At 62.0% G+C, this 20,678-nt stretch carries 27 protein-coding genes, 1 tRNA gene and 1 pseudogene; 14 read left to right on the forward strand and 15 right to left on the reverse strand.

Annotated elements, in window-relative coordinates:
* The first annotated feature begins 592 nt into the window (after positions 1–592).
* The 8 genes and pseudogenes from GGQ68_RS02475 (at position 593) to GGQ68_RS02505 (ending at position 7,889) form a co-directional block, all read left to right on the forward strand.
* Positions 593–2,017 (forward strand): M24 family metallopeptidase, encoded by a 1,425-nt coding sequence (locus GGQ68_RS02475; RefSeq protein WP_221235490.1) that lies wholly within the window; start codon positions 593–595, stop codon positions 2,015–2,017.
* 45 nt (positions 2,018–2,062) lie between these two features.
* Positions 2,063–3,313 (forward strand): ABC transporter substrate-binding protein, encoded by a 1,251-nt coding sequence (locus tag GGQ68_RS02480; protein ID WP_183962807.1) that lies wholly within the window; start codon positions 2,063–2,065, stop codon positions 3,311–3,313.
* A gap of 32 nt (positions 3,314–3,345) precedes the next feature.
* Entirely contained in the window at positions 3,346–4,251 is a 906-nt protein-coding gene (locus GGQ68_RS02485) for a carbohydrate ABC transporter permease (RefSeq protein WP_183962808.1), read from the forward strand.
* Entirely contained in the window at positions 4,248–5,078 is an 831-nt protein-coding gene (locus GGQ68_RS02490) for a carbohydrate ABC transporter permease (RefSeq protein ID WP_183962809.1), read from the forward strand. Before GGQ68_RS02485 ends, GGQ68_RS02490 begins: the two co-directional genes overlap by 4 nt.
* Before the next feature lie 4 nt (positions 5,079–5,082).
* The gene (locus tag GGQ68_RS02495; RefSeq protein WP_183962810.1) at positions 5,083–6,264 is read left to right on the forward strand and encodes an ABC transporter ATP-binding protein; all 1,182 of its coding nucleotides are present in this window, start codon (positions 5,083–5,085) and stop codon (positions 6,262–6,264) included.
* 19 nt (positions 6,265–6,283) lie between these two features.
* Complete coding sequence (locus GGQ68_RS24095) at positions 6,284–6,760, forward strand: ABC transporter substrate-binding protein (protein ID WP_221235491.1); 477 nt, start codon at positions 6,284–6,286, stop codon at positions 6,758–6,760.
* A 47-nt stretch (positions 6,761–6,807) separates the two neighbouring features.
* The gene (locus GGQ68_RS24100; protein WP_221235492.1) at positions 6,808–7,191 is read left to right on the forward strand and encodes a hypothetical protein; all 384 of its coding nucleotides are present in this window, start codon (positions 6,808–6,810) and stop codon (positions 7,189–7,191) included.
* Positions 7,192–7,228: 37 nt separating this feature from the next.
* A pseudogene (locus tag GGQ68_RS02505) lies at positions 7,229–7,889 on the forward strand (aspartate/glutamate racemase family protein).
* 14 nt (positions 7,890–7,903) lie between these two features.
* On the opposite strand, the gene GGQ68_RS02510 reads toward GGQ68_RS02505, so the two are convergent.
* Complete coding sequence (locus tag GGQ68_RS02510; RefSeq protein WP_183962811.1) at positions 7,904–8,839, reverse strand: MurR/RpiR family transcriptional regulator; 936 nt, start codon at positions 8,837–8,839, stop codon at positions 7,904–7,906.
* A 28-nt stretch (positions 8,840–8,867) separates the two neighbouring features.
* Between GGQ68_RS02510 and GGQ68_RS02515 the strand changes: the two genes are divergently transcribed.
* Positions 8,868–9,449, forward strand: a complete 582-nt coding sequence (locus tag GGQ68_RS02515) for an HD domain-containing protein (RefSeq protein WP_183962812.1) — start codon at positions 8,868–8,870, stop codon at positions 9,447–9,449.
* A 56-nt stretch (positions 9,450–9,505) separates the two neighbouring features.
* Here GGQ68_RS02515 and GGQ68_RS02520 read toward each other — a convergent pair whose 3' ends face one another.
* The gene (locus GGQ68_RS02520; RefSeq protein ID WP_183962813.1) at positions 9,506–9,898 is read right to left on the reverse strand and encodes a hypothetical protein; all 393 of its coding nucleotides are present in this window, start codon (positions 9,896–9,898) and stop codon (positions 9,506–9,508) included.
* A 78-nt stretch (positions 9,899–9,976) separates the two neighbouring features.
* Positions 9,977–10,426 (reverse strand): metallophosphoesterase family protein, encoded by a 450-nt coding sequence (locus GGQ68_RS02525; RefSeq protein ID WP_183962814.1) that lies wholly within the window; start codon positions 10,424–10,426, stop codon positions 9,977–9,979.
* Between GGQ68_RS02525 and GGQ68_RS02530 the strand changes: the two genes are divergently transcribed.
* Positions 10,414–10,575: a hypothetical protein gene (locus GGQ68_RS02530; protein WP_183962815.1), complete on the forward strand. Its 162-nt coding sequence runs from the start codon at positions 10,414–10,416 to the stop codon at positions 10,573–10,575. The two genes, GGQ68_RS02525 and GGQ68_RS02530, sit on opposite strands and share 13 nt — an antisense overlap.
* Before the next feature lie 75 nt (positions 10,576–10,650).
* Here GGQ68_RS02530 and GGQ68_RS02535 read toward each other — a convergent pair whose 3' ends face one another.
* From GGQ68_RS02535 to GGQ68_RS24805, 7 genes are all read right to left on the reverse strand, one after another.
* On the reverse strand, positions 10,651–10,983 hold the full coding sequence (locus GGQ68_RS02535) for a metallophosphoesterase family protein (RefSeq protein ID WP_183962816.1): 333 nt from the start codon (positions 10,981–10,983) through the stop codon (positions 10,651–10,653).
* 77 nt (positions 10,984–11,060) lie between these two features.
* A complete protein-coding gene (locus GGQ68_RS02540; RefSeq protein WP_183962817.1) occupies positions 11,061–11,207 on the reverse strand; it encodes a hypothetical protein in 147 nt (48 codons plus the stop codon).
* 430 nt (positions 11,208–11,637) lie between these two features.
* Complete coding sequence (locus GGQ68_RS02545) at positions 11,638–12,513, reverse strand: glycosyltransferase family A protein (protein ID WP_183962818.1); 876 nt, start codon at positions 12,511–12,513, stop codon at positions 11,638–11,640.
* 103 nt (positions 12,514–12,616) lie between these two features.
* The gene (locus GGQ68_RS02550; protein WP_183962819.1) at positions 12,617–12,883 is read right to left on the reverse strand and encodes an amphi-Trp domain-containing protein; all 267 of its coding nucleotides are present in this window, start codon (positions 12,881–12,883) and stop codon (positions 12,617–12,619) included.
* Between the two features lie 180 nt (positions 12,884–13,063).
* Positions 13,064–13,510 carry a hypothetical protein gene (locus tag GGQ68_RS02555; protein ID WP_183962820.1) on the reverse strand — a complete coding sequence of 149 codons (447 nt, stop codon included), beginning with the start codon at positions 13,508–13,510 and terminating at the stop codon, positions 13,064–13,066.
* 8 nt (positions 13,511–13,518) lie between these two features.
* Positions 13,519–13,890, reverse strand: a complete 372-nt coding sequence (locus GGQ68_RS02560; protein WP_183962821.1) for a hypothetical protein — start codon at positions 13,888–13,890, stop codon at positions 13,519–13,521.
* The gene (locus tag GGQ68_RS24805; protein WP_425502937.1) at positions 13,845–14,303 is read right to left on the reverse strand and encodes a hypothetical protein; all 459 of its coding nucleotides are present in this window, start codon (positions 14,301–14,303) and stop codon (positions 13,845–13,847) included. Before GGQ68_RS24805 ends, GGQ68_RS02560 begins: the two co-directional genes overlap by 46 nt.
* An 18-nt stretch (positions 14,304–14,321) precedes the next feature.
* On the opposite strand from GGQ68_RS24805, the gene GGQ68_RS24810 reads away from it, so the two are divergent.
* The 3 genes from GGQ68_RS24810 to GGQ68_RS24220 all read left to right on the forward strand — a co-directional run bounded on the left by GGQ68_RS24810 (position 14,322) and on the right by GGQ68_RS24220 (position 15,922).
* The gene (locus tag GGQ68_RS24810; protein WP_425502938.1) at positions 14,322–14,588 is read left to right on the forward strand and encodes a TrbI/VirB10 family protein; all 267 of its coding nucleotides are present in this window, start codon (positions 14,322–14,324) and stop codon (positions 14,586–14,588) included.
* Between the two features lie 655 nt (positions 14,589–15,243).
* Positions 15,244–15,603: a recombinase family protein gene (locus tag GGQ68_RS24110; protein ID WP_221235495.1), complete on the forward strand. Its 360-nt coding sequence runs from the start codon at positions 15,244–15,246 to the stop codon at positions 15,601–15,603.
* Between the two features lie 133 nt (positions 15,604–15,736).
* Complete coding sequence (locus GGQ68_RS24220) at positions 15,737–15,922, forward strand: recombinase family protein (RefSeq protein ID WP_246429243.1); 186 nt, start codon at positions 15,737–15,739, stop codon at positions 15,920–15,922.
* 262 nt (positions 15,923–16,184) lie between these two features.
* Here GGQ68_RS24220 and GGQ68_RS02575 read toward each other — a convergent pair.
* Positions 16,185–16,274 (reverse strand) — tRNA-Ser (locus tag GGQ68_RS02575).
* Positions 16,275–16,440: 166 nt separating this feature from the next.
* The gene (locus GGQ68_RS02580) at positions 16,441–17,919 is read right to left on the reverse strand and encodes a KpsE/RkpR family capsule polysaccharide export protein (RefSeq protein WP_246429220.1); all 1,479 of its coding nucleotides are present in this window, start codon (positions 17,917–17,919) and stop codon (positions 16,441–16,443) included.
* Between GGQ68_RS02580 and GGQ68_RS24225 the strand changes: the two genes are divergently transcribed.
* Positions 17,918–18,136, forward strand: a complete 219-nt coding sequence (locus tag GGQ68_RS24225) for a hypothetical protein (RefSeq protein ID WP_246429221.1) — start codon at positions 17,918–17,920, stop codon at positions 18,134–18,136. The genes GGQ68_RS02580 and GGQ68_RS24225 overlap by 2 nt on opposite strands.
* A gap of 189 nt (positions 18,137–18,325) precedes the next feature.
* On the opposite strand, the gene GGQ68_RS02585 is transcribed toward GGQ68_RS24225, so the two are convergent.
* From GGQ68_RS02585 to GGQ68_RS02595, 3 genes are all read right to left on the reverse strand, one after another.
* Positions 18,326–18,985, reverse strand: coding sequence for an ABC transporter ATP-binding protein (locus tag GGQ68_RS02585; RefSeq protein ID WP_183962824.1), 660 nt, complete (start codon positions 18,983–18,985; stop codon positions 18,326–18,328).
* A 300-nt stretch (positions 18,986–19,285) separates the two neighbouring features.
* The gene (locus GGQ68_RS02590) at positions 19,286–20,320 is read right to left on the reverse strand and encodes a permease (RefSeq protein WP_183962825.1); all 1,035 of its coding nucleotides are present in this window, start codon (positions 20,318–20,320) and stop codon (positions 19,286–19,288) included.
* Positions 20,313–20,657, reverse strand: a complete 345-nt coding sequence (locus tag GGQ68_RS02595) for an ArsR/SmtB family transcription factor (RefSeq protein WP_183962826.1) — start codon at positions 20,655–20,657, stop codon at positions 20,313–20,315. Before GGQ68_RS02595 ends, GGQ68_RS02590 begins: the two co-directional genes overlap by 8 nt.
* Between the last annotated feature and the right edge of the window lie 21 nt (positions 20,658–20,678).

Here is a 20,678-nt window from a genome sequence, read left to right on the forward strand (position 1 = left end):
CGAGTCCGGCTTTACGAACCGCAGGGGCGGCAGCGCGGCCTTAGGCGATTGCCCAGCTTCTGCCGCTTGGTTCACGGCTCGACGTCATGCGGCGCGATCAGCGGGTCATCACCTGCATGCCGTGTCCTCTACCTTACCCAATGGCGCGCGCTGGCCGGGTGCACGGCCTTTTCGCGCCCGCTTGCGCGCCAGGGAATCACATTGTCCAGTGTGAAAGCGACGAGGTTGCATGAGCGGCGATTTCCATCTCGCGTCGTTTCCGAAGCGCCCAATGCGACGTCATGGCTTAATTTAACACCTGAAACTTTTCTCCCATAATTTGTAGAAAAATGCCAATTGATCTTCTGACCCACGGTCGGAATCTGTGCCTTAGTTAATTACTATCATAGTGATAGCACGATTTTCATGTTTGGTATTCTTGTGCCGATGAGAGGCAGAGAATGCGTCATTTTGCGTGAAAGCGGCGGATGGTTAAATTTTCAGCAGATCTGGAAAGCGGGTTCCTTCCTGCTTGACCGTTCACCGGGGTGAGCGGCTCTTGACCTTACACCGCGCTGAAATGGCGCTTCAGTAAACGTAGAAGAGCCCGCCCATGACACTGACTAATCTGGCTTCAGCCACACCTACGATGCCCCGGATGGAGCGCCTTCTGGACGGTTTCGAACCGGATTTCGAATTCCGTCCCGTGCCGCCCTTGCCAGAAGGCGAGTTCGCCGACCGCTTGCGTCGGATCAGGCAGGAGGCCAGCGCAGCAGGGCATGATATTCTTCTGGTTCATGCAGACAGCATCGGCTCGTATAAGGCGTCGAATTCCTATCTCCGCTACATCTGTGACTGGGCCCGCGAGGGCATGCTGCTCATTCCCACGGACACCGACCTGCCGTTGGCGCTCTACACCATTTTCGCCAGTTCGGTCTTGCTGCCGCCGGCGGGCGAGCCTGTGCTGGTCGACGACATCTGGCAGGTGGGCACCTGGGGCCGCGAGACCTACAACCGTCCGGGTCGCGGGCTGGATCGGGTTGTCGATGCCACGGCAAAACATCTCGACCGCTTGGGCCTTTCAAAGGCGCAAGTCGGCCTGATCGGTGACGCAACGTCGGCGCCGTATTGGGCTGGTCTGAAAACTGTGCTTCCCGGCTGCCGGTTCGAAATGGCCCACGGGATCGTCAACCGCATGCAGCGCCGCCGCTCGAAGGGCGAACAGGCCATCGTGCGCGCAGCGGCCCAGCTGGCCTGCATTGGAATGCAGGCCGCCTATCACGTGATCCGCCCGGGCGTGACCGATCACGAGATCTACGCGGCCTTCACCTTTGCGCAGATGGCCCGTGGCGGCGAGACCGGGGACGGCTACCAGATCGGTATCAATCCCTACGGCACACATTGCGGCAAACCCTACGGGCATGTTGTTCGAGAGGGTGACATCATCAATTTGTACATCTCGGCGGTGCAGTATCACGGCTATACCGCGCAGATCGCGCGGATGATCGCCGTCGGCGACATCACGGAGGAGCAGGAAGACGTTCTGGCGATGTGCACGGAGGGCGTTGAGGCCGCGGCCGCACGGGTCAAGCCCGGAACGCTGATCTCTGACGTCGCCAATGCCTCCTTCGAGCCCTATATCCGCCGCGGCTACCTGACAGACGCCGACAGCCGTTCCATGCCCTACAACTGGAGCGCTGGTGACGACGGCGCGCCGCTTCTCGTGCCGCAGCAAAACGTCCCCGACCCGGACTGGGAGGCGATGGGGCGTAGCCTCAACCATGTCTGGCCGGCGACAAAAGGACCGCACAACCCGAACGTCGGGCACTCGGTCTCCCTGCCCAAGATGCCGCCCTACAACATCCAGTCGAACAATCATGACGCGCTCGAAGAGGGCATGACATTCGTATTGCATTCCCAATGGCTCGACCCGCTGACCGCGGGTGCGAACATAGGTGATTGCTATCTCGTGACAGAGACAGGCGCCGAGAATCTGTCCTGTCACGTGCCCCTGGGCGTTCACCGCGTTCCCGCGTGACGCCGGCCCCCCCCCGCCAAACTGCACCAACAAGAGGACACTCCGATGACACTTACACGACGCACCCTATTGGCGAGCGCAACCGTCGCCGCAATGATCGCAGGCGCGGTGGCCCCGGCCGCCGCTCAGGACGAGGTTACGCTGACCATCGCCAACACCCAGTGGCTTGACGCGCTGCGGGGCGAGAAACTGTGGGCTTCGGTGAAGAAGTTCGAAGAAAGCCATCCGAACATCAAGCTGGAACAGCACACGATTTCTCGCAACGAATTCAACGACCGCCTGATCACGGAAATGGGTGCGCGTCAGGGCCCGGACATCATCATCGCGCAGGACAACCTGTTCTTTACCCTGATCGGCGCGGATTTCCTGATCCCGCTGGATGATGTGACCGAAGGCGTTGAAAACCTGAACGCCACAAACGACAATGCCGTTGTCGACGGCACCCGCTACGGTATTGGCTGGCATCGCGCCGTGTATGCGCTGATTTTCAACAAGTCCATTCTGGAAAAAACGGGCGCGGACCTTCCCACTGACGTCGACGGTCTGATTGCCGCCGCCAAGGCCGCGAACGAGGCGACCGGTGCCATCGGCTTCACCGGCCGTCACTCGATGAATGAATTCAGCCCTTGGTCGCAGGACTTCTTGAACTGGGCCTATGGCTACGGAGTCGAGCTGGTGGACGACGACGGCAATATCACCTTCGACACGCCGGAAATGGCGCAGGCCTTCGAGGCATTCAAGGAGGTCTATGGCAGTGGCATCATGCCGATCGGCGACCAGATGAGCACGCAGCGTACGCGCTTCAAGGAACAGCAGGTGGCCTTTTCGATCGACAACTCTGGCGGCTCGCTGAACATTGCCACCGGGGGGCCATTGCCGGGCACCGATCTGGGGTCGGCCGCGCTGCCCTTCCCGAACCCCGGGGCGCACCAGCAGATCTTTCTCGGTGTGAACGTCTGGTCGAGCGAAGAGGAACAAGCTGCGGCCAAGGAATTCCTGTCCTGGCTGATCTCGGAAGAAGGACAGCTGTCGCTCCGCGCGGCTTCGGGGCCCGACGCACTGGCGACGGATGTGCCCGTCACCGAAGAGTTCGTCACGGCGAACCCCTGGGCGACGACGTTTGCCGAGATGGCGGAGAGTTCCCGTTCGACCCTCATTCCGGGTTACGAGATGGAAACCCAATCGATCATGCGTCCGCTGATGAACGGCCTTGAAAAGGTTCTGCTGAACGCTGCGACCACCGAAGACGCCCTGAGCGAGGCGCAAGCCGAGATCGACGCCGACTACAGCAACTGAGCCGCAAACCTTCGGTGAAAGGACCGCGACCAATGACTTCTCCTTTGCTTTTTCGGGGTCGGCTGCTGCCGCGTCTGGTCCCTTACGCGTTCGTTGCGGTCCCACTGGCCTACATGACGCTCTTCGTCTTCGGCCCGCTCATCCAGCAAGTCTGGATGAGCTTCACCGACACGCGTTTGATGAACCCGACCGCGGGCGATTACATCGGCCTCGAAAACTACCAGGACCTGTTCTCCGACAGTCAGTTCTACACTTCGCTCAACATCACGATTGTCTACACGATCCTGACGGTGGTCATCGGCGTGCTGGTTGGAACGATTTCCGCAGTCGCGCTGGATCGACCGTTCAAGGGCCGGGCCATCCTTCGGACAGTCATGCTGTTCGGCTGGGCCGTGCCCTCCGTTGCCGCCACGCTGGTATGGCTGTGGATCTTCAACGGGCAGTCGGGCGTTGCCAGCGACATCACCGAAGCCCTGGGGCTTGGCCGCGTTCCCTGGTTGACCTCGGTCGACTGGGCGCTGACATCCATCATGTTCGTCACCATCTGGCAGGTCGCGCCTTTCGTCATGCTGGTCATGATGGCGGCGTTGCAATCGGTGCCCGAAGAGGTGCGGGAGGCCGCCCGCATCGATGGTGCCGATGCGCTCAACGTGTTCCGCAATGTGACCCTTCCATGCATCATGCCGACCATGCAGGTGGTGGCGTTGCTGGTTGCGGTTTGGTCGATCCGCCGGTTCGAGGTGATATATCTGCTGACCGGGGGCGGCCCGATCGGGTCCACATCGACCCTTGTCGTCCAGCTTCGCCTCACCGCCTTCGAAGATTTCGAGCTGGGCCTTGCCTCCGCCTACGGGGTCGTCGGTCTGATCCTCGCCCTATTGGTCGCCTCGATCCACTTTCTTGTCGAGCGCCGCCGCGCATTGGTGATGTTGAAATGAAAACCAACCCTCTCTTTGTCTTGCTGCGTGTGATTTTGATCGCGGTTCTCGTGACCTTTGCCGGCTTTCCGATCTACTGGATGGCCACCACCGCGCTTGGCACCGACACGCAGCTTTTTAACACCGGGCAGGTGCCGTATCCGCAGCTGTCCAACCTGCCAGACCTGTTCTCCGCCCTCGCCGAGGTGCCTATTCTGCGCTGGATGTCCAACACGGCCATCATCGCGCTTGGAAACACCTTCCTCAGCCTGATGCTGGGATCTGTCCTCGGCTACGCACTGTCGCGGTTCAAGTTCCACGGCCGTGGCGCGATTGGGTTCCTGATGTTCATGACACAGGTGATCCCCGAGGCGCTGCTGGTGGTGCCGCTCTATGCGATGTTTATCTCTTTGGGGCTGCTGAACAGCCTCTGGGGGGTGATTCTGGCCAATGTCGGTTTCTCGCTGCCTGTCGCGGCCTTCATCCTGAAGGGGGCCATCGACGCGATCCCCTACGAGATCGAGGAATCCGCCATCATCGACGGCTGTCCACGGCTGGGCATCCTGTCTTTCATCGTCTTCCCGCTCATCGCGCCCAGCCTCGCTGCTGCGGCTGTGATCTGTTTCTTCGGAGGCTGGAACGAATTCCTGTTCGCCGTGACCTTCCTGATGGACCCGGACCTGTGGCCCGCCGCAGTCGGCCTGGCCAGCTTTATCGGCGAATATGAAACGCCGCTCTCCGCCGTTATGGGCACAGCGCTGATGTTCTCCATTCCCGCCGTGGTCTTCTTCCTCCTCGTGCAACGCAAGATCGTCGCAGGCCTGACCTCCGGCGCAGTCAAGGGATGATCCAATGCCCAAGATAGACTTCAAAGGTATCTCGAAAACCTTCGGGACCAACACTGTCATCCGCCGTTTCAACGCAACCGTCGAGGATGGCGAATTTCTTGTCCTTCTCGGGCCGTCGGGCTGCGGCAAGTCCACGCTGCTGCGGATGATAGCGGGCTTGGCCGAAATTTCGGGCGGCGAAATGCTGTTCGACGGGAAGCTCGCCAACGACTGGACGCCAAAGCAGCGCGGCGTTGCCTTCGTCTTCCAGAGCTACGCGCTGTATCCGCATATGACGGTGCGCAGCAACATCGCCTTTCCGCTGGTGATGGATCATTTCCGCAAGTGGCATCATATTCCGATCGTCAACACCATCCACCGCTGGCAGGTGATGAAGCGTCCGGAAGTGAAGGCCGCCGTAGATAAAATGGCCGAGCAGCTGGAACTTACGCCGTTGCTGGACCGCCGTCCCGGCAGCCTGTCCGGCGGCCAGCGCCAGCGGGTCGCGCTGGCCCGGTCGCTGGTGCGCGATCCCTCGCTCTACCTTCTGGACGAGCCGCTGTCGAACCTTGATGCCAAGCTGCGCACCCAGATGCGGTCAGAGATCACGACGCTGCACCAGAAGGTGAAGAAGACCTTCGTTTACGTCACCCACGACCAAGTCGAGGCGATGACAATGGCAACCCGAATTGTGGTGATGAACGGCGGCACCATACAGCAGATCGGCACGCCCGACGAGATCTATGACGAGCCAGCCAATACCTTCGTCGCCAAGTTCGTGGGCGCCCCGCCGATGAACCTGCTTCCGGTCCAATTGAACGGCAAGGACCTGACCGCCGGGGAAGGCATCACCTGGACACACTCCGGTCAGAAACCGGTGGGCGAAACAAAGGCCATTTTCGGCATCCGCCCGGAAAAGCTGGAACTGCGCCCCGAGAAAGCCGGCCGTCTTCCCGCGCGCGTGGCAGTGATCGAGCGTCTGGGGGCAGAGACGATCATGGGTTGCCGGCTGGGCCTTGCCGACGCGGGCGACAGTATCTCGACCGAGGATCTGGTCTTTGTCCGGATGCCGGGGCATCCCGGACTGTCGCATGGGGATGCCTGTTCGCTGGACTACGCGGACGAAGATGCCTGCTGGTTCGACAAGCCGACCGGACAGCGCATTGCGTCAAGGCACGACGACACCCGGGTCGCTGCAATTGCCTGATATATCGAAGGAGACCAAGATGGAACGCTTCCTTGTTTCAGCCACCGGCCATAGCCTCAATTACCTGCCCCATTACCTCGCCGAGGAGCGGGGGTTCTTCCGCGATGAAGGGTTGGACGTATCGGAGGTGGTGCCACGCCCTTGGGACCTGGTTCTAGATCACATCCGCGACGGCACGGCCGAGGCGGCTCTTGGTGGCATATGGGTGCCGTCGATGTTCCACGGACGCGGCCGGCGGCTCGTGCCTTTCGCCCAGGTTTCAAACCGTGCGCCGTTGGCACTGGTCGGGCGCACATCGGCGGAGGCCTTCAATGCCGCCGCTTTGGTTGGCAAGACCGTGCTGATGAAAGGATCCAATGGCGCCAGCGTGGGCCTCTACCTCAAGATGATGCTGCGCGAGGCCGGCATAGACCCGAAGTCGGTCAATTACGTTCAGGACCTTGATGGCGGGATTCTTCAGGCCTGTTTCGCCGGCGGTATGGGGATTTCCTGCTGATCGACCTGCCCGGCGCGCTTGCCTATCAGGCGGCAGGCCGGGGGGCCGTGGCAGCGGTTTTCGCCCAAGACGGCGGCGACATTCCCTGGAGCGTCTACTACACCGAAGGCCTTTCGCCCGATGACACCCGGCCAGCGCGCTTCTCACGCGCGTTGGCGCGTGGAATGGACTGGGTCAACGCCCATGCAGCCAGCAGCTTCAGTGACTTTCTCGCACGGACCTTCCCGAAGGTGGATCCCGGCATCGCCGTTCAGGTTGTCGACACCTACCGCGCCTGTGGGATGTGGACGACGCCGCAAATCGGCGGGGCATCATATGCGCGCTGGCAACGGGGCATCGCCGACGGCCATCTGACCGATGGCCAGATCTCCTACGACGCTCTCATCGACGACGCGCCGACCCGCACGATGGCCGGGAGCTTGCCCGCATGATCCGCGTTACAGTGACAAATCCAATGCGACTGCATCGATGACGGAGCGTGTAGCGTGTGCGGCCCGTGCCGTCGCCGACCCGGATGTCGAGATGGTGGCCGGTCAGTCGGCCAGCGGCCCTGATGCCATTCAGGGCCCGGTCGACGGCGCGCTCGCGGTGCCGCAAATGCTGACGCGGATGCGCGAGGCTGAGAGCCAAGGCCCATGTGACCACCTGTTTCGACGACACCGGGCTGGACGCGGCGCGTGCGCTTCTCAATGGACCAGTCGTCGGCATCGGCGAGGCGGCGATGCACGTCGCGTCGCTGGTGGGCCATAGCTTTGCCGTCATCACAACGTTGTCACGCTCCGTGCCGGTGCTCGAAGACAATGTTTTTCGCTACGGATTTTCCAGCCGGTGCCGCGCGGTTCTGGTTTGCGATATCCCCGTGCTCGCGCTGCATGACCCTCAGACCGGTGCCGTACAGAAGATAACCGATCTTATCGTCGAAGCCAAAGATCGGGGCGCGGAAAGCATCGTGCCGGGCTGTGCCGGCATGGCTGACTTTGCCCGCGATCTCGAAGCACAGCATGGTCTGCCGGTGGTGGAGGACGTTGGCGCGGCCATCGGATTGGCCGGGAGGCTTGCGCGCCTCGGCGCAAGTACCTCGCGCAGCGGCGTCCGGGCGCGCCCCTCGCGTGCACGCCTTTTGCGCTGAACGGGCCTGCGGCGTCATTCCCTCGGCTGCGGAGTCGAGACGTCGTCGAGCTTGCGCACCAATTGGTCGATGCGGCGATAACGCGCGATTGCCGCATCGCCCATCATCGCGTGAACTTGCCACGCCAGACAGTTTATGAGCGTGACCGCGGCCGTGAACGTATTGAAAGGGGCGGGGCTTTGTGTCCGACAGCGCAGCGTGATGTCGGCTGCCCTTGCGCTCGCACCTGCGGAGAGATCGGAGATCAGCAAAGTGCGTGCGCCCGCATCGCGTGCCGCCTCAAGAAGTTCGACCAGCACCTTGGGTCTCCGCCGGAAGGCGATCACCAGCAAAAGATCCCCTTCTGCAAGGCTGCCGACATCATGAGACAGGGAACCCGCCCCGAATTGCATCATATGCACGTCGCCGCGGATCAGCGTGAGATAATGCCCGATGTGCAGGCCGAGCCCTTGTCCGCTGCGCAGCCCGATGATCCACACGCGGCGCGCGGTGGCGATATCCCGGGCCGCTTCGGCCATCCGCGCCTCCGGGATGGCGGTCAGGGTCAGGCGGATGTTTTCAAGGTCATCCTCCATCATCCGCTTGGACGAAGCCTCCTGCGGGTGTTCCGCGCGTCCGAGGCCGCCCTGCGGCGAGCCCCAGAACTGCTCGTTTCGGATCGCCCGCTTGGCCTCCGGATAGCTGCGGTAGCCAAGTGCGCGGATCAGCCGGGCCGCGGTGCTCTTGGAGACGTTCGCCCGCGCGGCAAGCTCGGCGGCCGTGTAGATCGGCAGGTCCATCTGATGCTCGAGCAGCACATCCGCCAGCCGTTGTTCAGAGCGCGTAAGCTCGGGGTAGGCGCGATAGATCCGTCCTTCCAGCGTCTGGTCTCCAGTGCTCTCGGAGTGCTCCGGCCTCTCGTCCGCAGCGGGGGAACCTGGGGGCGAACTTTGGGAAGTTTCTTTCTTCATGCCAACATCTGAACAGGATACCTGCGAAATGAAAAGCTACCAAATCGTCAAGCCCGACACGCGCCAGACGCGGCAGATGCTCGAGGCCTTTCCCCGCGCCGCGGAGCTGGAGCCTGCGCTGCAAACCGCCCTGGTGACCGCCTGGGTCTCGGTGCTTGCCTCGTCCACATTTGAGCGGATCGTCGATGTGCCTTTCTCTTACGGTTCCGGGACGAGCTTGGTCGACCACACCAACGATGTCACCGAAGCCGGGCTGGCGTTGATGTCCGTGGCGGCGGAACGCTGGGGGTGGCAGGTCAACCGGCAGACCCTTCTTGCCGTTCTATTGCTGCACGACTTGGACAAGCCGCTTCTGATGGAAATGCGCGAAGGGAACGATCTTCAGACGCCTGTTGCGGCGCGCATTCCGCATGGTGTTCTGGGGGCGTTACTGCTTGCCGAACTCGGGTTGGGCGAAGCCATCGTCGCCGCCGTCGCGACACATGCAACGAATGCCCCGGTGCGTGGCCCTGACCCGGAGATCATGATCCTCCATTATGCGGATCTCTTTGCAGCCGACAGTGCTCTGCTCAAGACCGCGCGTCTGCCTTTTTTCCGTCGCTGCGGATAGCCTGAAGCGAAATGGCGTCGCTCCGTCCTCCTGACCTAGCATCGCTGCTGGCCAGATCAGAAGGCGGGAACGTACTGCCTTTTTTCGTGCCACTTAGCTTTGTGGCACAAAGCGGTTGAGTGGCGAGCGCGCCCTTTCCCGAACGAAGGCAAACGCAAACAGCCCCGACCATGCGACCGGGGCTGTGAGAGCGGGCAGCACCCGGGTCGGACCGCGAGGACATCATCCGGAACAGTGACGGTGAAGGTCACATCCTGATAGTCGCGGTCGCCGCCTCCGTTCTTGATCGAGACGACGACGGAGGCATCGACCGCCTGTGCCGCCGCAAAGTTGGCGTCCGCTGTCAGGTTGCCAAGGTTGGTTTCACGTGTGCGCAAGCCGTCGGGATCGTCGTCGGTGTAAGTGCCGTTGCGGTTGCAGCTGAGGGACACGTCCGACACGCCGAACATGTCGCCTTCGGTCGCGAAGATCTGCGTCTCAATGGTATCCGCGATGACCTGAAATTCCGGGTCAACAATGGCTTTGGCCTACAACGCCGCAACGCCCGCCTCGTTCCTGGCATGGGGACCGGAGACGGTTGGGTCGTCGCTGTCGGCAATGATTTGGCCGTCTGCGTCGAAGTTCATCACAAGGCGTCCGACGTACTTGTATGAGCCGTCGGCGGTGCGCACGATGATCGGGTAGGTGCCCTGATCGCTGTCACCAGCGCGCAGCACGTCAGTCTCGTCGAAGAGGCGCGTGGTGGATCCGCCCGCTACGATCATATCGACTTCAGAGAGGTGCGCGGCCAGCTCCTGCTCGATGCCGATAAGCTGCATGTGCGCCAGCCGGACGACCTTGTTCGTGTCGGTGTTGGCATCCACCTGGGGATGGACATCGGCGGCCAGCGTATCGAGTTCCTCGGCTGTCGGCTGTCGGCTGTCGGCTGTCGGCTGTCGGCGTGCCGGACGTCCAAGACGGCGAGATGGCGATGTCACCGGGCGAGGATATTCGGCCCGGCGCCGGCGTGGCCGCACCCACGCTGCCGATCAACTCGGCGTTCACGTCGATCACCATTGAAGAACTGACGACGTTGCCCATCGGAGCTTGGCGGCCGTCCACGGCAAGCGGTGCCATGTTGGCATAGGTGCTGAAGTCGAAGTTGGTGGACATGTAGGCAAAGTCCGCGCCGTCCAGATCGGTGCCTGTGAGGGCGGTGAACTCACAGGTCGCGGAGAATGGCCGCGGCCAGAACGTCGGTGTTCTGATCGCATTCGCGGTTCTCCAGCGCCATGGCCTGAACGCCCAACTCGTTCTGGATCTGGATATCTCCGATGCCCGCGGAGCCGAAGATGTCCTCGGATGCGCCAAGGAAAACGCCCGGCAAGATCACGTCACCGGACGAAAGGGTCAGCGTATTGTCGGCGATCCCGTTTGCGCCCAGATCCTGTGCGCGCAGGTCATTCAGCACGGCTGACAGACGCGGCGCGTCGCACACGGCAGCGGTGTTGGCTTTCCGCGCAGCGAAATGCAGCAGCTCCAGCGTGAAATCCACCGGTCTCGTGGGCCGCGCCGGGTCGACCCGTCCGGGCCGGGGCCGTCCACGCGGTAGGCTCAGCCGTCGAGAGGCTCTCACGCCTGACCGGTGCCGTCGGTATATATGTCGCCGAAGACGTCGTTCACTGAGCCATCCCTGAACAGCTCGACCGCGTCGTCGCCGTTGATCGCGACCGCGTCGGAGGTAAAGTCCGGGGCAAAGCCGAAGAAGGCGTTGAACATCGGGGCTTCGGTGGCAACGTAGCTCTTCTGGCCCGCGACGGCGGCCCCGAGAGCGTGACTTCTTCGCCGTCGCTGCCGCCATCATTGTTGGCGGCGCCCAGCTTGTAGGTAGACAGGTGGGCAATATCGATGAGGGCGGTCAGATCGGCGGTCTTCGGCGTGCCGCCGGACAAAGATCCGCCGACGACGCCCGAAATGTTCAGGTCGGTTATGGTGGTAGTCCCCAAATATAAAATCGATCGCACGCGACAAGCGGCGGAGTCCTACATGGGGGAAGGTGACCCTGTAGCGCTTTGTTTACGATTTGGCCGATCGGTTCAGCGTCGCCGCATGAAGGGCCAATCGCACCCGCGGGAGGTTGGCGTCAGTTTCCGCGCATGCGGCCAAGACGACGGTCCATGATTTCGGGGCAGCGGGCGAAGGACACTGGTCAGCGTTTTCCCGGAACGGATCGCCTTTCGTCAGCTGGGGTGGCCTGCCATATCCCGTAGGTCTGCTGAAAATACGCGATGGCCCGTCGGTTCGAGCAATCCCTGTCCGCCCCGTCGAACACGCTGTCGCGCAGCGCTGCGACCGGATCGTTGGTCGCGCGCAGGCAGACCGGTTGCCGTTTCGGCAGCCAGATCGGTACATTGCGTTGGGCAAGCTGTCCCGACAGCCAGATGTCATCCACCATCCAGACATCGTGAGGAATGTCGAAGGCGGTCTCGTCAAAGAACTCCGGCAGCACCAGGACACCTGCATACCCCAGCAGGACTTCACTGTAGCCGGGCTGCGCGACGGGGCGACGGCTCGGGCGTGGCCCGAGCGGTGTCGCGCGGCGCTCCCGGAGCCTCTGCAGGGTGCGTTCCCATCGGTAGGCGGGGTCGAAGTACTCCTTGCCGACCTTGGCGCGCGGCCCGGGCAAGGGGAGTGGCTCCGTCTTCAGAATCTTGTGCAAGTGACGCCCGTAGACGGCGATGCAGCAGTCGGGTTTCTCCGCATGGGCCTTCAGCAAGCCTTTGGCCCAGCCTTGCGGATAGATCCGGTCATCGTCGCAGAACAGGATCGGCGTGGACGTTCCTTGCAGGTCGCGAACCGCATGCAGCGCCTTGGACGCCGGTCCCAGGTCATCCTCCGTGCGGATCACGCGGACGCCCTTCGGAACGTCGGGCAGCGTGCCGTCCCAGTCCGGGAACCGTCTGTAGGCCTGCGGGATATGCAGCCTGATCTCGTCGACTTCGACCGTCTGGCGCAACAGGGAGGCCAAGGTTTCGGACAGGCCGGAGAACCGGGCAGGGATGGAGGTCAGGGAAATAATGGCCATGGTCTTCTAAATCCTGCGGGGCACCGCAAATCAGGGGCGCCTGGTTTCTTGCGCGTGTCGCGTTTGCGATGCAGGCGGATCCAGCATGTCGCCAGCCTCAACTTCAGATGCGCGGCCTGCCGGTTGTGCTGGTTTGCGGTGTCTCGGGGTCGGTCCAGCTGACGCGCAGGCTTACGGTGCAACGGCCATCCAGACGCTCGCCCTGCAGCCGCAGGGGCATCCGCCCGGCCGTCTGCATCAGTAGAAGATCGTCCTCGTCACCAAGGGAGATCTCACCCTTTGCGACGCCCTTGGGCAGCGCGGTCAGCAATGTCTTGATCGTCTTCGCATCCTGCAGGGACTCTTGAGAGAAACGCTTGTCGGTGCTCATGCTCAGGTCCTTGCCATGCCGTCAGTGGGTCATCATCCGCTCCGGGGCAAAGTGCTTGGCACGCGGGTGGTCACGGCTCAGACCAATCACATCTCCAGAGGGAAAAATCAAGGTCGCGCCGGCGCCGATCCCCTCCAGCCGTTCGAACGCACGCGAGGCGCGGTCGAGCGTGACGCCGCCTTACAGGTGCAGAAGTTCCTGCTTTGCCAGCAGGCGTTGGGCTGCGTGGTTGTTCACGTGGCCTCCAACCATGTGCAGGACCGCGCGGTTCAAGGGCTCGACGCCCTGGTCCGAGAGATGGCAATCGGAGGTGAGGGCTTGTTCGATCTGCGCGACGGGCAGGTTGGCGGTGGAGCCCAGCTCGCGTTCAGCCAGCGTAAAGGTCTTGCGCAGCTCAGCGATCTCGCGGCCCAGGGCACGCAGCGTTTCGATCAGGGTGTCTGCTGTCTGCCAGGCCCGAAGTTGCCACGAACAGAGGATCACCGGCGCCGGCGTCAGACCAGGATCACTCAGCCTGTCGTGCAGGATTCGCGGGCCTGTCGCACGCCATCGTCGGTCATCGCCCAAGACCGTAGGGCCGAAGGCACGCTTTTCCACAGGGCGTAGGCCCCGGTATTGGAAAGGCATGGCAGGTCTCAACCATGGAAAAGGTCCCGGCCTGCGGACACTATGGCGTCGAGATCGATGCGACCGGAAACCTCGCAGACCCGCACGCCTTGCATGGCGTCCAGATAGGCGGTGGGATCCGGCGTATTGCCTTTCGGCTCGAAGCCTCCTCCCGTGCGCTGATAAAAGGGGGCGGGGCTTTTCATGATGACGCTGAGCAAGTCGATGCGGTCCGATAGCGTGACAGGGGCGATCTGCGTAAGCTGGTCGCCGCCCCGCGACCAGTTCAGCACCCAGAAGTCGGTGAGCGGCCCGTCGAGCCGTATCCGGTCCGGGCCGTAGACCTCGGGGATGATCAGGTCATATTTCTCCTTGAGGTCCCAGGGTCCGGGGCGCGGCAATGCGCCCGCGCCCCATCGGTCACCGCCGCAGCATGGGCCAGCTGCCAACTGTCGCGCACGCAAGCGTTCAGCGCCTGCAAATTGATGATGGTGCTCTCTTTCTCGCTCAGCAGGTCAAGGGCGGTGGCTGTGTCCGGGGGCTGCACCAAGCCGACGCCGCTGCGCACCTTGCGGATCAGCCGCGCTGCCGCTGACGCCGCCGCTCGCGTCTTTGACCGAGGGTCAGCACCGACCGCTGCATGTCCCACCAGCGCCACCCGCAGGCTGGCGCCGAGCCGTTCCCGCAGTCGGTTAGCCCAGCCGAAGCGGCGCGGAACCGTCGTTACGGATTCCAGGTGCAGGGAGACAGCCCGCCATGACGGTTGGTTTCCGTCTTCGACGATGGTCGACGCGTCTATGTCGTTTTCTCGCACGGGGTCGTGCAGGGCGAAATGCGACCGATCTTCGTGCTGGGGTCGCTCACCACGCCCGCAATCGATCCCGAGGAAGAGCGACCCCGTGCCGAGGAAGAAGCCGCGCGCCTGAGCAATGTGCTCTTCCAGCCAGGCGCGCTGCTCCTGATCACGCAAGGAACCCGCATCATCGGTCAATATGGTGACGGCGTGACCTTTGGCCAGCGCAGGGTGCTCTTTGTATGGCATCGCCTGATCCTCTGGCGCGCCTGCCGGGCGGAGATGCCAGCGGTTACGCCGGCTTGAGCATGGCGTCGACTATCATTGATGGGGTGTGATGAAGGCCGCTGGCCTTTCCACACTGCTCAAGGTCGGAACGGAGCTGGCGGTCAGAGGTCCGGCTGATCCGCGACGGGGTGCAGGATACCGTCATTCAGGCAGGAGCGCAGATTGTAAACTGCCGGTTGCAGGTCGTGCCAACACTGACCATCCGGCCCGGCTTTTGTCGGCAGGCAATCGAGAGTTGTTGCGCGTCATCCATGAGGAGAAACCTGCGTCTCGCTGGAACAACTGGGCCAACTCATCGGCCGTGCCACGCCAAACGTTTCGCGCCCGCTCAAGAAGTTGGAGAGTTTCGGCCGCGTTCGCGTGTGAATGGGGAAAGGACTCAACAGGCTTCCCAAGGTCATTCGTGACCGGGTTGACCTGGTCTTGCGCTGATCAAGCCTCGCAGGAAAGGAACCCGCAAATGAAAGTCCGTAATCCCGATGTCGCCGTGAGAGCCGCTCTCTACCTGCGTGTCTTTAGTCTCCACCAGCCGGCAGGCCGAACATGCCGTGTCGATCCCCAGACCAGCGCAAGCAGGGCGATGCATGGTGCGAAGCGAGGGGCTATCAGCTTACGAGACCTTCATGGAGGTTGGCGCGTCGGCCACAGATGACCGACACCGCAGATCCAGCGCATGATCGAGGCGGGAATGTCCAATCACGCGGCCTTTGATGTCGTCGTGGTTCAAAGCTTCTCGCGTTGCTTCCGCGATCATTCCGAGCTGAAGTTCTCTGTCAGGACGCTGGCGAAGAACGGTATTCGCCTCTTCTCCATCACGCAGGTGATGGGAGACGACCCCATGCACGTCAGGACGCGGCAGATCATGGCGCCGTTCGACGAAGACCAGTCCAAGGAAACCGCCAAGCAGGTCCTGCGCGCCTTGAAGGAAAACCTGCGGGACGGCTTCTGGGATGGCTCGCAGCCGAGCAGCGCAGCGCGAAGGTCAAGGAGAAGCTGGAACTCGCCCCTCTGCACGATGACACCGTCCGCCTGATCTATCGGCTCGCACTTGAAGGCGACTGCGATGCTGGACAGATGGGTGTAAATGCCGTCGTCAACCATTTCAACGCCAAGGGCATCTTCACGCGGAACGGCGGCGCTGGGGCGTCGGCCAGGTTCACCGCATCCTGGCGCGGCGCACCTATATGGGCGAGCATCAATTGGGCAAGAACCGCAAGAACAAGACGGACAAGGAAGCCGATGAAATCGTCATCGTGCCGGTCCCGCCGATCATCGACCGCGAGACCTTCGACGCCGAACACGAGCTCTTGCAAGCCCGCAATCCTAGATCGAACTGCCCGCGCGCGTCGTGATCGCCTCCACGCTTCGGACAGCCCCTGCAACAGCGCTGTCACTTCTGCAATGATCCAGTAGTCCTCGCAGATTGCACGCGATCGTATCCGGAATCGAGAAGGCGGCTATCGGCGGAATCACCTCCGCGCCTTGGCACAACGTGTCGCGCTCGCCGACGACGCAATGCGTATCATCTGATCGAAAATGGAAGTGCGGAGGACGCTCGAAGGCGGCCACGTGCAGAAATCGGGTGTGATTGGTGTGCCCAAAGTCGGGTTTAAATGGCGGAGAGGAAGGGATTCGAACCCTCGAGACGGTTCCCCGCCTACACACTTTCCAGGCGTGCGCCTTCGACCACTCGGCCACCTCTCCGTCGACGCGTCTAGCAAAGGGACGTGGGGGGGTGCAAGCGCATTTCCCAACTATTTTTCAGTTTTATGATAGTTTCCTGAGTCAGATCAGCCGCGCGTCAGGCAAGGCCCTGACTTGAAACAAAAGTCCCGGCCGCATGACGGCCGGGGAGATCCTGAAAACTGGCTTAGCTGGACACTTGCTCCCGTAAGATCGAGGCCGTAAGGGAGATCATGAGGTAGGCTCCGGCAAAGATCAGGAAAGCCAGGATCGTGTTTTCGAATTTGCGCGGATAGCTGGGATCCTCAGAGGCGACAGGTTCCACCGAGGTGGTCATGTAACGCGCCTGGTTGTCGGCCTCACGGCGCGCGCCTTCCAGTCGCTCCAGAGCGGATTGCAACATCAGGTCGCGGGTGGCGAGGTCTGCTTCGGCAAGCTTGATCTGGACCGCCATTTCCGCCAGTGACTGTTCCCCGGTCGTGGCCTGTGTCATCTCATTGTTCAACTGCGCCAGCAAAGCTTCCAGGCGCCGGATGTCTCCGCGCGTGCCATCGACCTTTGCGGTGTTCGGGCGAGAGTTGTCGAGCAGGGCCTGCAGCTGAAGCCGTTTTTCCTGCAGTTCGAGCTCTCGGGTGTTGATTTGCGCGCGCAAGGCGCCGATGCGTCCTTCCGGGTCAACGATATTGCCCTCTTGTTGCATGCGCACGAGTTTCTCCTGCGCAGACATTCGGTCGTTCTCGGCCTTGATCAAATTCGACTCTGCTGACAAGACCGAGTCAGACCGTTTGCGCGCGGTCAGGTTGTCGACGCGCGCCTCGGCGTAGGTGATCAGGGCGCGGCTGAATTGCGCCGCCAGATCGGGGTCGGCGGCGGTGATTTCCATGCGGATCACGCCTTCGGTCGGGTCGAAGCTGATCTGCACATTCTTCTTGTACAGCTTGTACGCTTCTTCGTTCGACGCATCGGGTTCAAGTCGCTGAATCGGGTCGATTGATTCCTGTGAGAAATGGTCGACAAACCCCACGTCCGCATCCAGCCGCAGCATGACTTCCTTGGATTGCAAATAGCTTTGCGTCGCGATGGCGTCCTGTGCCGTATCGAAAGATGTGCCGCTGAGGAAGCTGGGCACAGCCGCCCCGGAGCCGTCGTTTTTGAGGATCAGGAATTCAGACTTTGTGGAATACATCGGCGTGGCGACAACGTAAAAGTAGTAGCCCATGATGAAAGTCGGCAGCAGGACAAAGACGGCCAGCCGTGCCAGCAGCAGCATCATTTTCTTGCGACGACGGGCAGCCAGCTCTTTCTGAATCCGGGCGATTTCAATGGCGCGGCGTTCTGACGGAGGCATGGATTCGGTCGATGGCAATTTCTGCTTTTCGACCTGAACAGTCTGCGGCAATTGCACCTTGCCCTCAGCTGCGTGCTTTTCAGGGCTGTGCCCAGCGGGATTCACCAGTTCCAACATGTTGCTGCGCTGAAACGGGTCGATGCCCTGCTTGCGCAGCAGGCGCACCGCGTCGAAATCCGATGTCGGTGCCAGCCCGTGTTTCTGTGCGACACGGCGCGCCATGCGGAGTTGGCGTCCGGTGAGGCCCTCTTGACGGATCGCTTCCATATCGGTTTCGCCCTGCACCTGGGCCGGGGAGGATACCTCGCCTGCATGCATGGCAGCGTCCTCTTGCGCGGCGGGCGCGGCTGAGGCGCCACCGCCTGATACGGCGGAGCTTTGCGACGGCGGGCGCGACGTGGCCGGCTGTACTGAGGCGCGAGATGTGGCGGCGGTCCGCGGCGTCGCGGGGTGTGCGGCGGTCGGGCGTGATTCTTGCGATGTGGCGCTTGGGCGCTCCGACGCAGAACCTGCCGCAGACGTGCGCGCGTCCTGAGGGCCGGGGGCAGGGCGGCGCGAAAGGCTTGCTTGCGACGTCGCGGGGGCAGGCTTGCCCGCCGCGCTGGTCGATTGCGGGACGGCAGGTCGCGTTGCCTCAACGGAGGTGGTGCGCGCCTCGCTCGTGGACTGCGTCGACGATGCTTCCGCTTCGCCGCTCTCGGTTGTCCGCCGGATGCGGAACTTCTTAGCCTTGGGTTTCGTAGTCATACAACTGTTTCGCTTCTTCCAAGGTTTCGAACATATGCAATCGGCCGTCCATCAACACGGCGGCCTTTTTCGCGAATTTTTCCAAAATGGCGGGCTGGTGGCTGACGATGATGATCGTCGTGGTCCGAAGCCGTTCGGCCAGCAGGTCGCCGGCCTTCTTGTTGAAATTGGCGTCGGTGGAATTCGGCATCCCTTCGTCGATGAGGTACATGTCGAAATCCAGTGCCAACATCAGGGCAAAGGTGAACCGGGCGCGCATTCCGGAGGAATAAACCCCGACAGGCTGGTCGAAATATTCCTTCAGATCGCAGAGCCAGCGACAGAAGCTTTCGACATAGTCCGGGTCGAGCCCATACATCCGCGCGATGAACCGGGCGTTTTCCTTGGCCGAGATCTTTGAGACGACCCCACCCATGAACCCCAGCGGAAATGAAATACGACATCCCCGCCGGATTTCGCCCTCATCGGGTTTTTCCAATCCAGCCATCATGCGGACCAACGTGGTCTTGCCCGTGCCGTTGGGGGCGAGAATGCCAAGAGATTCCCCAAGTTCGACACGAAACGACGCCCGGTCAAGGATCACCTTGCGCTGGGTGCCTGTCCAGAAGGACTTCGATACCATGTCGAATTCTAGCATTCAGGGAGGTTCCCCCGGTGTTCACTCGTTATCCCCAAATGGGGTTTCAATTCGATTAAAATAGCAATTAGGCCACATTATGGCCCTGAGCGGAAACAATGACAACGCGTGGCTCTATGTCTCTCTGGCCTGAGAAACTCTGTCCCGCCGGAGACGGCCAAGGCGTGGCCCGTCGCTCTGACGGAACACGCCTTGGTACCTTAGGCCTTTCTGATTGGCGCGTCGAGCATCGCGGTCATCTCTGCCAGAACGGCCTGCGGGTCGGCTCGACGGCTGAAGGGTGCGACCAAGGCCGACCGGCTAGGCGACGACGCTCCATGTCAGCCCGGCAAGCACTGCCCCTGTAAGCGCAAAACCCAGGTAGGCGGCAAAAACGCGCGGCTTCACCAAGGCCCAGACCGCGATGGCGGCTGGAATCGATGATACGCCTCCCGCCAGCATAAAGCTCATGGCGGCCCCATCGGCCATGCCCATGTTCAGCAATTCGCGCACGAGCGGCACGGCAGCATATCCGTTGAGGTAGGCGGGCATACCCACGAATGCGCCCAGTAAAATCGGCTTCAGACCCTCGCCGCCCAGCACCATCGCCACGCTCGACGCCGGAATATAGCGGATCATCACCGCCTCCAGAACATAGGCCAGTGCCAGCCACTTCAGCAGGAACAGCCCGTTGTCCAAGGCAGCGGTGCGAAAGGTCTCCCGTCTTTCGGGCTCCTGCCAAAAGCGCCAGAGCGGCGCCCCTTGGAACGGCTTTTTAACGCCACAGCATCCACCGACCTTGGGCGCAGTGCGCAGTGGATCGGTGAAAACAGGCGTCCTTTTCAGCAGCATTGTGCCAAAGCCACCGAACAGCCCGATCGACACGGCGGCCACCATCTTGGCGCTGGCAAACTTGAACCCCAACACCCCGGCCGTCACCGAATACATTGCCGGGTCCATCAGGGGGGAACTGATCCAGAAGGCCATGACCGCTGAAAGCGGCGCGCCCACGGCCAGAAGTGCGGCGATAAAAGGGATGACCTGACAGGAGCAAAACGGCGACAGCCCGCCAAGGATCGCGGCCACGAAAATCATCCGCGTCTCCCGGCCCTCGAACGCTTTGGACAGCAGCGTTTCAGCGCCGGTGGCCTTCATATAGGCCACCGCCAGCACGGCAAACAGGATGTAGGGCGCGGTTCGCCCCAAAGCGCCCAGCCCAAAGCTTATCGTGGGCATCAGCTGGGCAGGCTCCACCAGCGCCACGGCAACCAGCACCACGACAATCGCGGTCCAGGCGTTGAAAATCGCGTCTTTCACGCGTGGCCAGAGCGGCGTCGGTGCAGAGGTATCAGCCATCACGGCCTCCTTCGGTGTCAGGCGCGCAATCGGCGCAGCAATGGCGCAACAGGTAGTCGGACAGCAGCCGCACTTCGCCGTAATTGGCCGCGGCGCAGATCGTCGCACGCCCCTGCCTTTTTTGGTGCACCAGCCCGGCAGCTGCGAGGATCTTCAAGTGATGCGTCAGCGTGGACCCGGTGATCCCGCAGCGCTCCCCCAGCTGGCCAATGCGCAGACCGGGTTCGCCTGCACGTACCAGCACCTGCATCACCGCAAGGCGCTGCTCCGATCCAAGCGCCGCGAACTGGGCCGCGACGATCTCCGGCGTCAATTCAGTCTGTTCATTCATTTTCATAAATCTAGAAATGACGAAACG

Source organism: Sagittula marina (assembly GCF_014196795.1).
In the GTDB taxonomy this organism is placed as follows: domain Bacteria; phylum Pseudomonadota; class Alphaproteobacteria; order Rhodobacterales; family Rhodobacteraceae; genus Sagittula; species Sagittula marina.

Bases quoted from the DNA above. Each gene is read 5' to 3' on its own strand.
- GGQ68_RS02475 (WP_221235490.1), top strand. From the start codon at position 593: ATGACACTGACTAATCTGGCTTCAGCCACACCTACGATGCCCCGGATG.
- GGQ68_RS02480 (WP_183962807.1), top strand. From the start codon at position 2,063: ATGACACTTACACGACGCACCCTATTGGCGAGCGCAACCGTCGCCGCA.
- GGQ68_RS02485 (WP_183962808.1), top strand. From the start codon at position 3,346: ATGACTTCTCCTTTGCTTTTTCGGGGTCGGCTGCTGCCGCGTCTGGTC.
- GGQ68_RS02490 (WP_183962809.1), top strand. From the start codon at position 4,248: ATGAAAACCAACCCTCTCTTTGTCTTGCTGCGTGTGATTTTGATCGCG.
- GGQ68_RS02495 (WP_183962810.1), top strand. From the start codon at position 5,083: ATGCCCAAGATAGACTTCAAAGGTATCTCGAAAACCTTCGGGACCAAC.
- GGQ68_RS24095 (WP_221235491.1), top strand. From the start codon at position 6,284: ATGGAACGCTTCCTTGTTTCAGCCACCGGCCATAGCCTCAATTACCTG.
- GGQ68_RS02510 (WP_183962811.1), bottom strand. From the start codon at position 8,839: ATGAAGAAAGAAACTTCCCAAAGTTCGCCCCCAGGTTCCCCCGCTGCG.
- GGQ68_RS02515 (WP_183962812.1), top strand. From the start codon at position 8,868: ATGAAAAGCTACCAAATCGTCAAGCCCGACACGCGCCAGACGCGGCAG.
- GGQ68_RS02520 (WP_183962813.1), bottom strand. From the start codon at position 9,898: ATGTTCGGCGTGTCGGACGTGTCCCTCAGCTGCAACCGCAACGGCACT.
- GGQ68_RS02530 (WP_183962815.1), top strand. From the start codon at position 10,414: ATGGCGATGTCACCGGGCGAGGATATTCGGCCCGGCGCCGGCGTGGCC.
- GGQ68_RS02540 (WP_183962817.1), bottom strand. From the start codon at position 11,207: ATGTTCAACGCCTTCTTCGGCTTTGCCCCGGACTTTACCTCCGACGCG.
- GGQ68_RS02545 (WP_183962818.1), bottom strand. From the start codon at position 12,513: ATGGCCATTATTTCCCTGACCTCCATCCCTGCCCGGTTCTCCGGCCTG.
- GGQ68_RS02550 (WP_183962819.1), bottom strand. From the start codon at position 12,883: ATGAGCACCGACAAGCGTTTCTCTCAAGAGTCCCTGCAGGATGCGAAG.
- GGQ68_RS02555 (WP_183962820.1), bottom strand. From the start codon at position 13,510: ATGCCTTTCCAATACCGGGGCCTACGCCCTGTGGAAAAGCGTGCCTTC.
- GGQ68_RS24810 (WP_425502938.1), top strand. From the start codon at position 14,322: ATGCGACCGATCTTCGTGCTGGGGTCGCTCACCACGCCCGCAATCGAT.
- GGQ68_RS24110 (WP_221235495.1), top strand. From the start codon at position 15,244: ATGATCGAGGCGGGAATGTCCAATCACGCGGCCTTTGATGTCGTCGTG.
- GGQ68_RS24225 (WP_246429221.1), top strand. From the start codon at position 17,918: ATGGCAGCGTCCTCTTGCGCGGCGGGCGCGGCTGAGGCGCCACCGCCT.
- GGQ68_RS02580 (WP_246429220.1), bottom strand. From the start codon at position 17,919: ATGCATGCAGGCGAGGTATCCTCCCCGGCCCAGGTGCAGGGCGAAACC.
- GGQ68_RS02585 (WP_183962824.1), bottom strand. From the start codon at position 18,985: ATGCTAGAATTCGACATGGTATCGAAGTCCTTCTGGACAGGCACCCAG.
- GGQ68_RS02590 (WP_183962825.1), bottom strand. From the start codon at position 20,320: ATGGCTGATACCTCTGCACCGACGCCGCTCTGGCCACGCGTGAAAGAC.
- GGQ68_RS02595 (WP_183962826.1), bottom strand. From the start codon at position 20,657: ATGAAAATGAATGAACAGACTGAATTGACGCCGGAGATCGTCGCGGCC.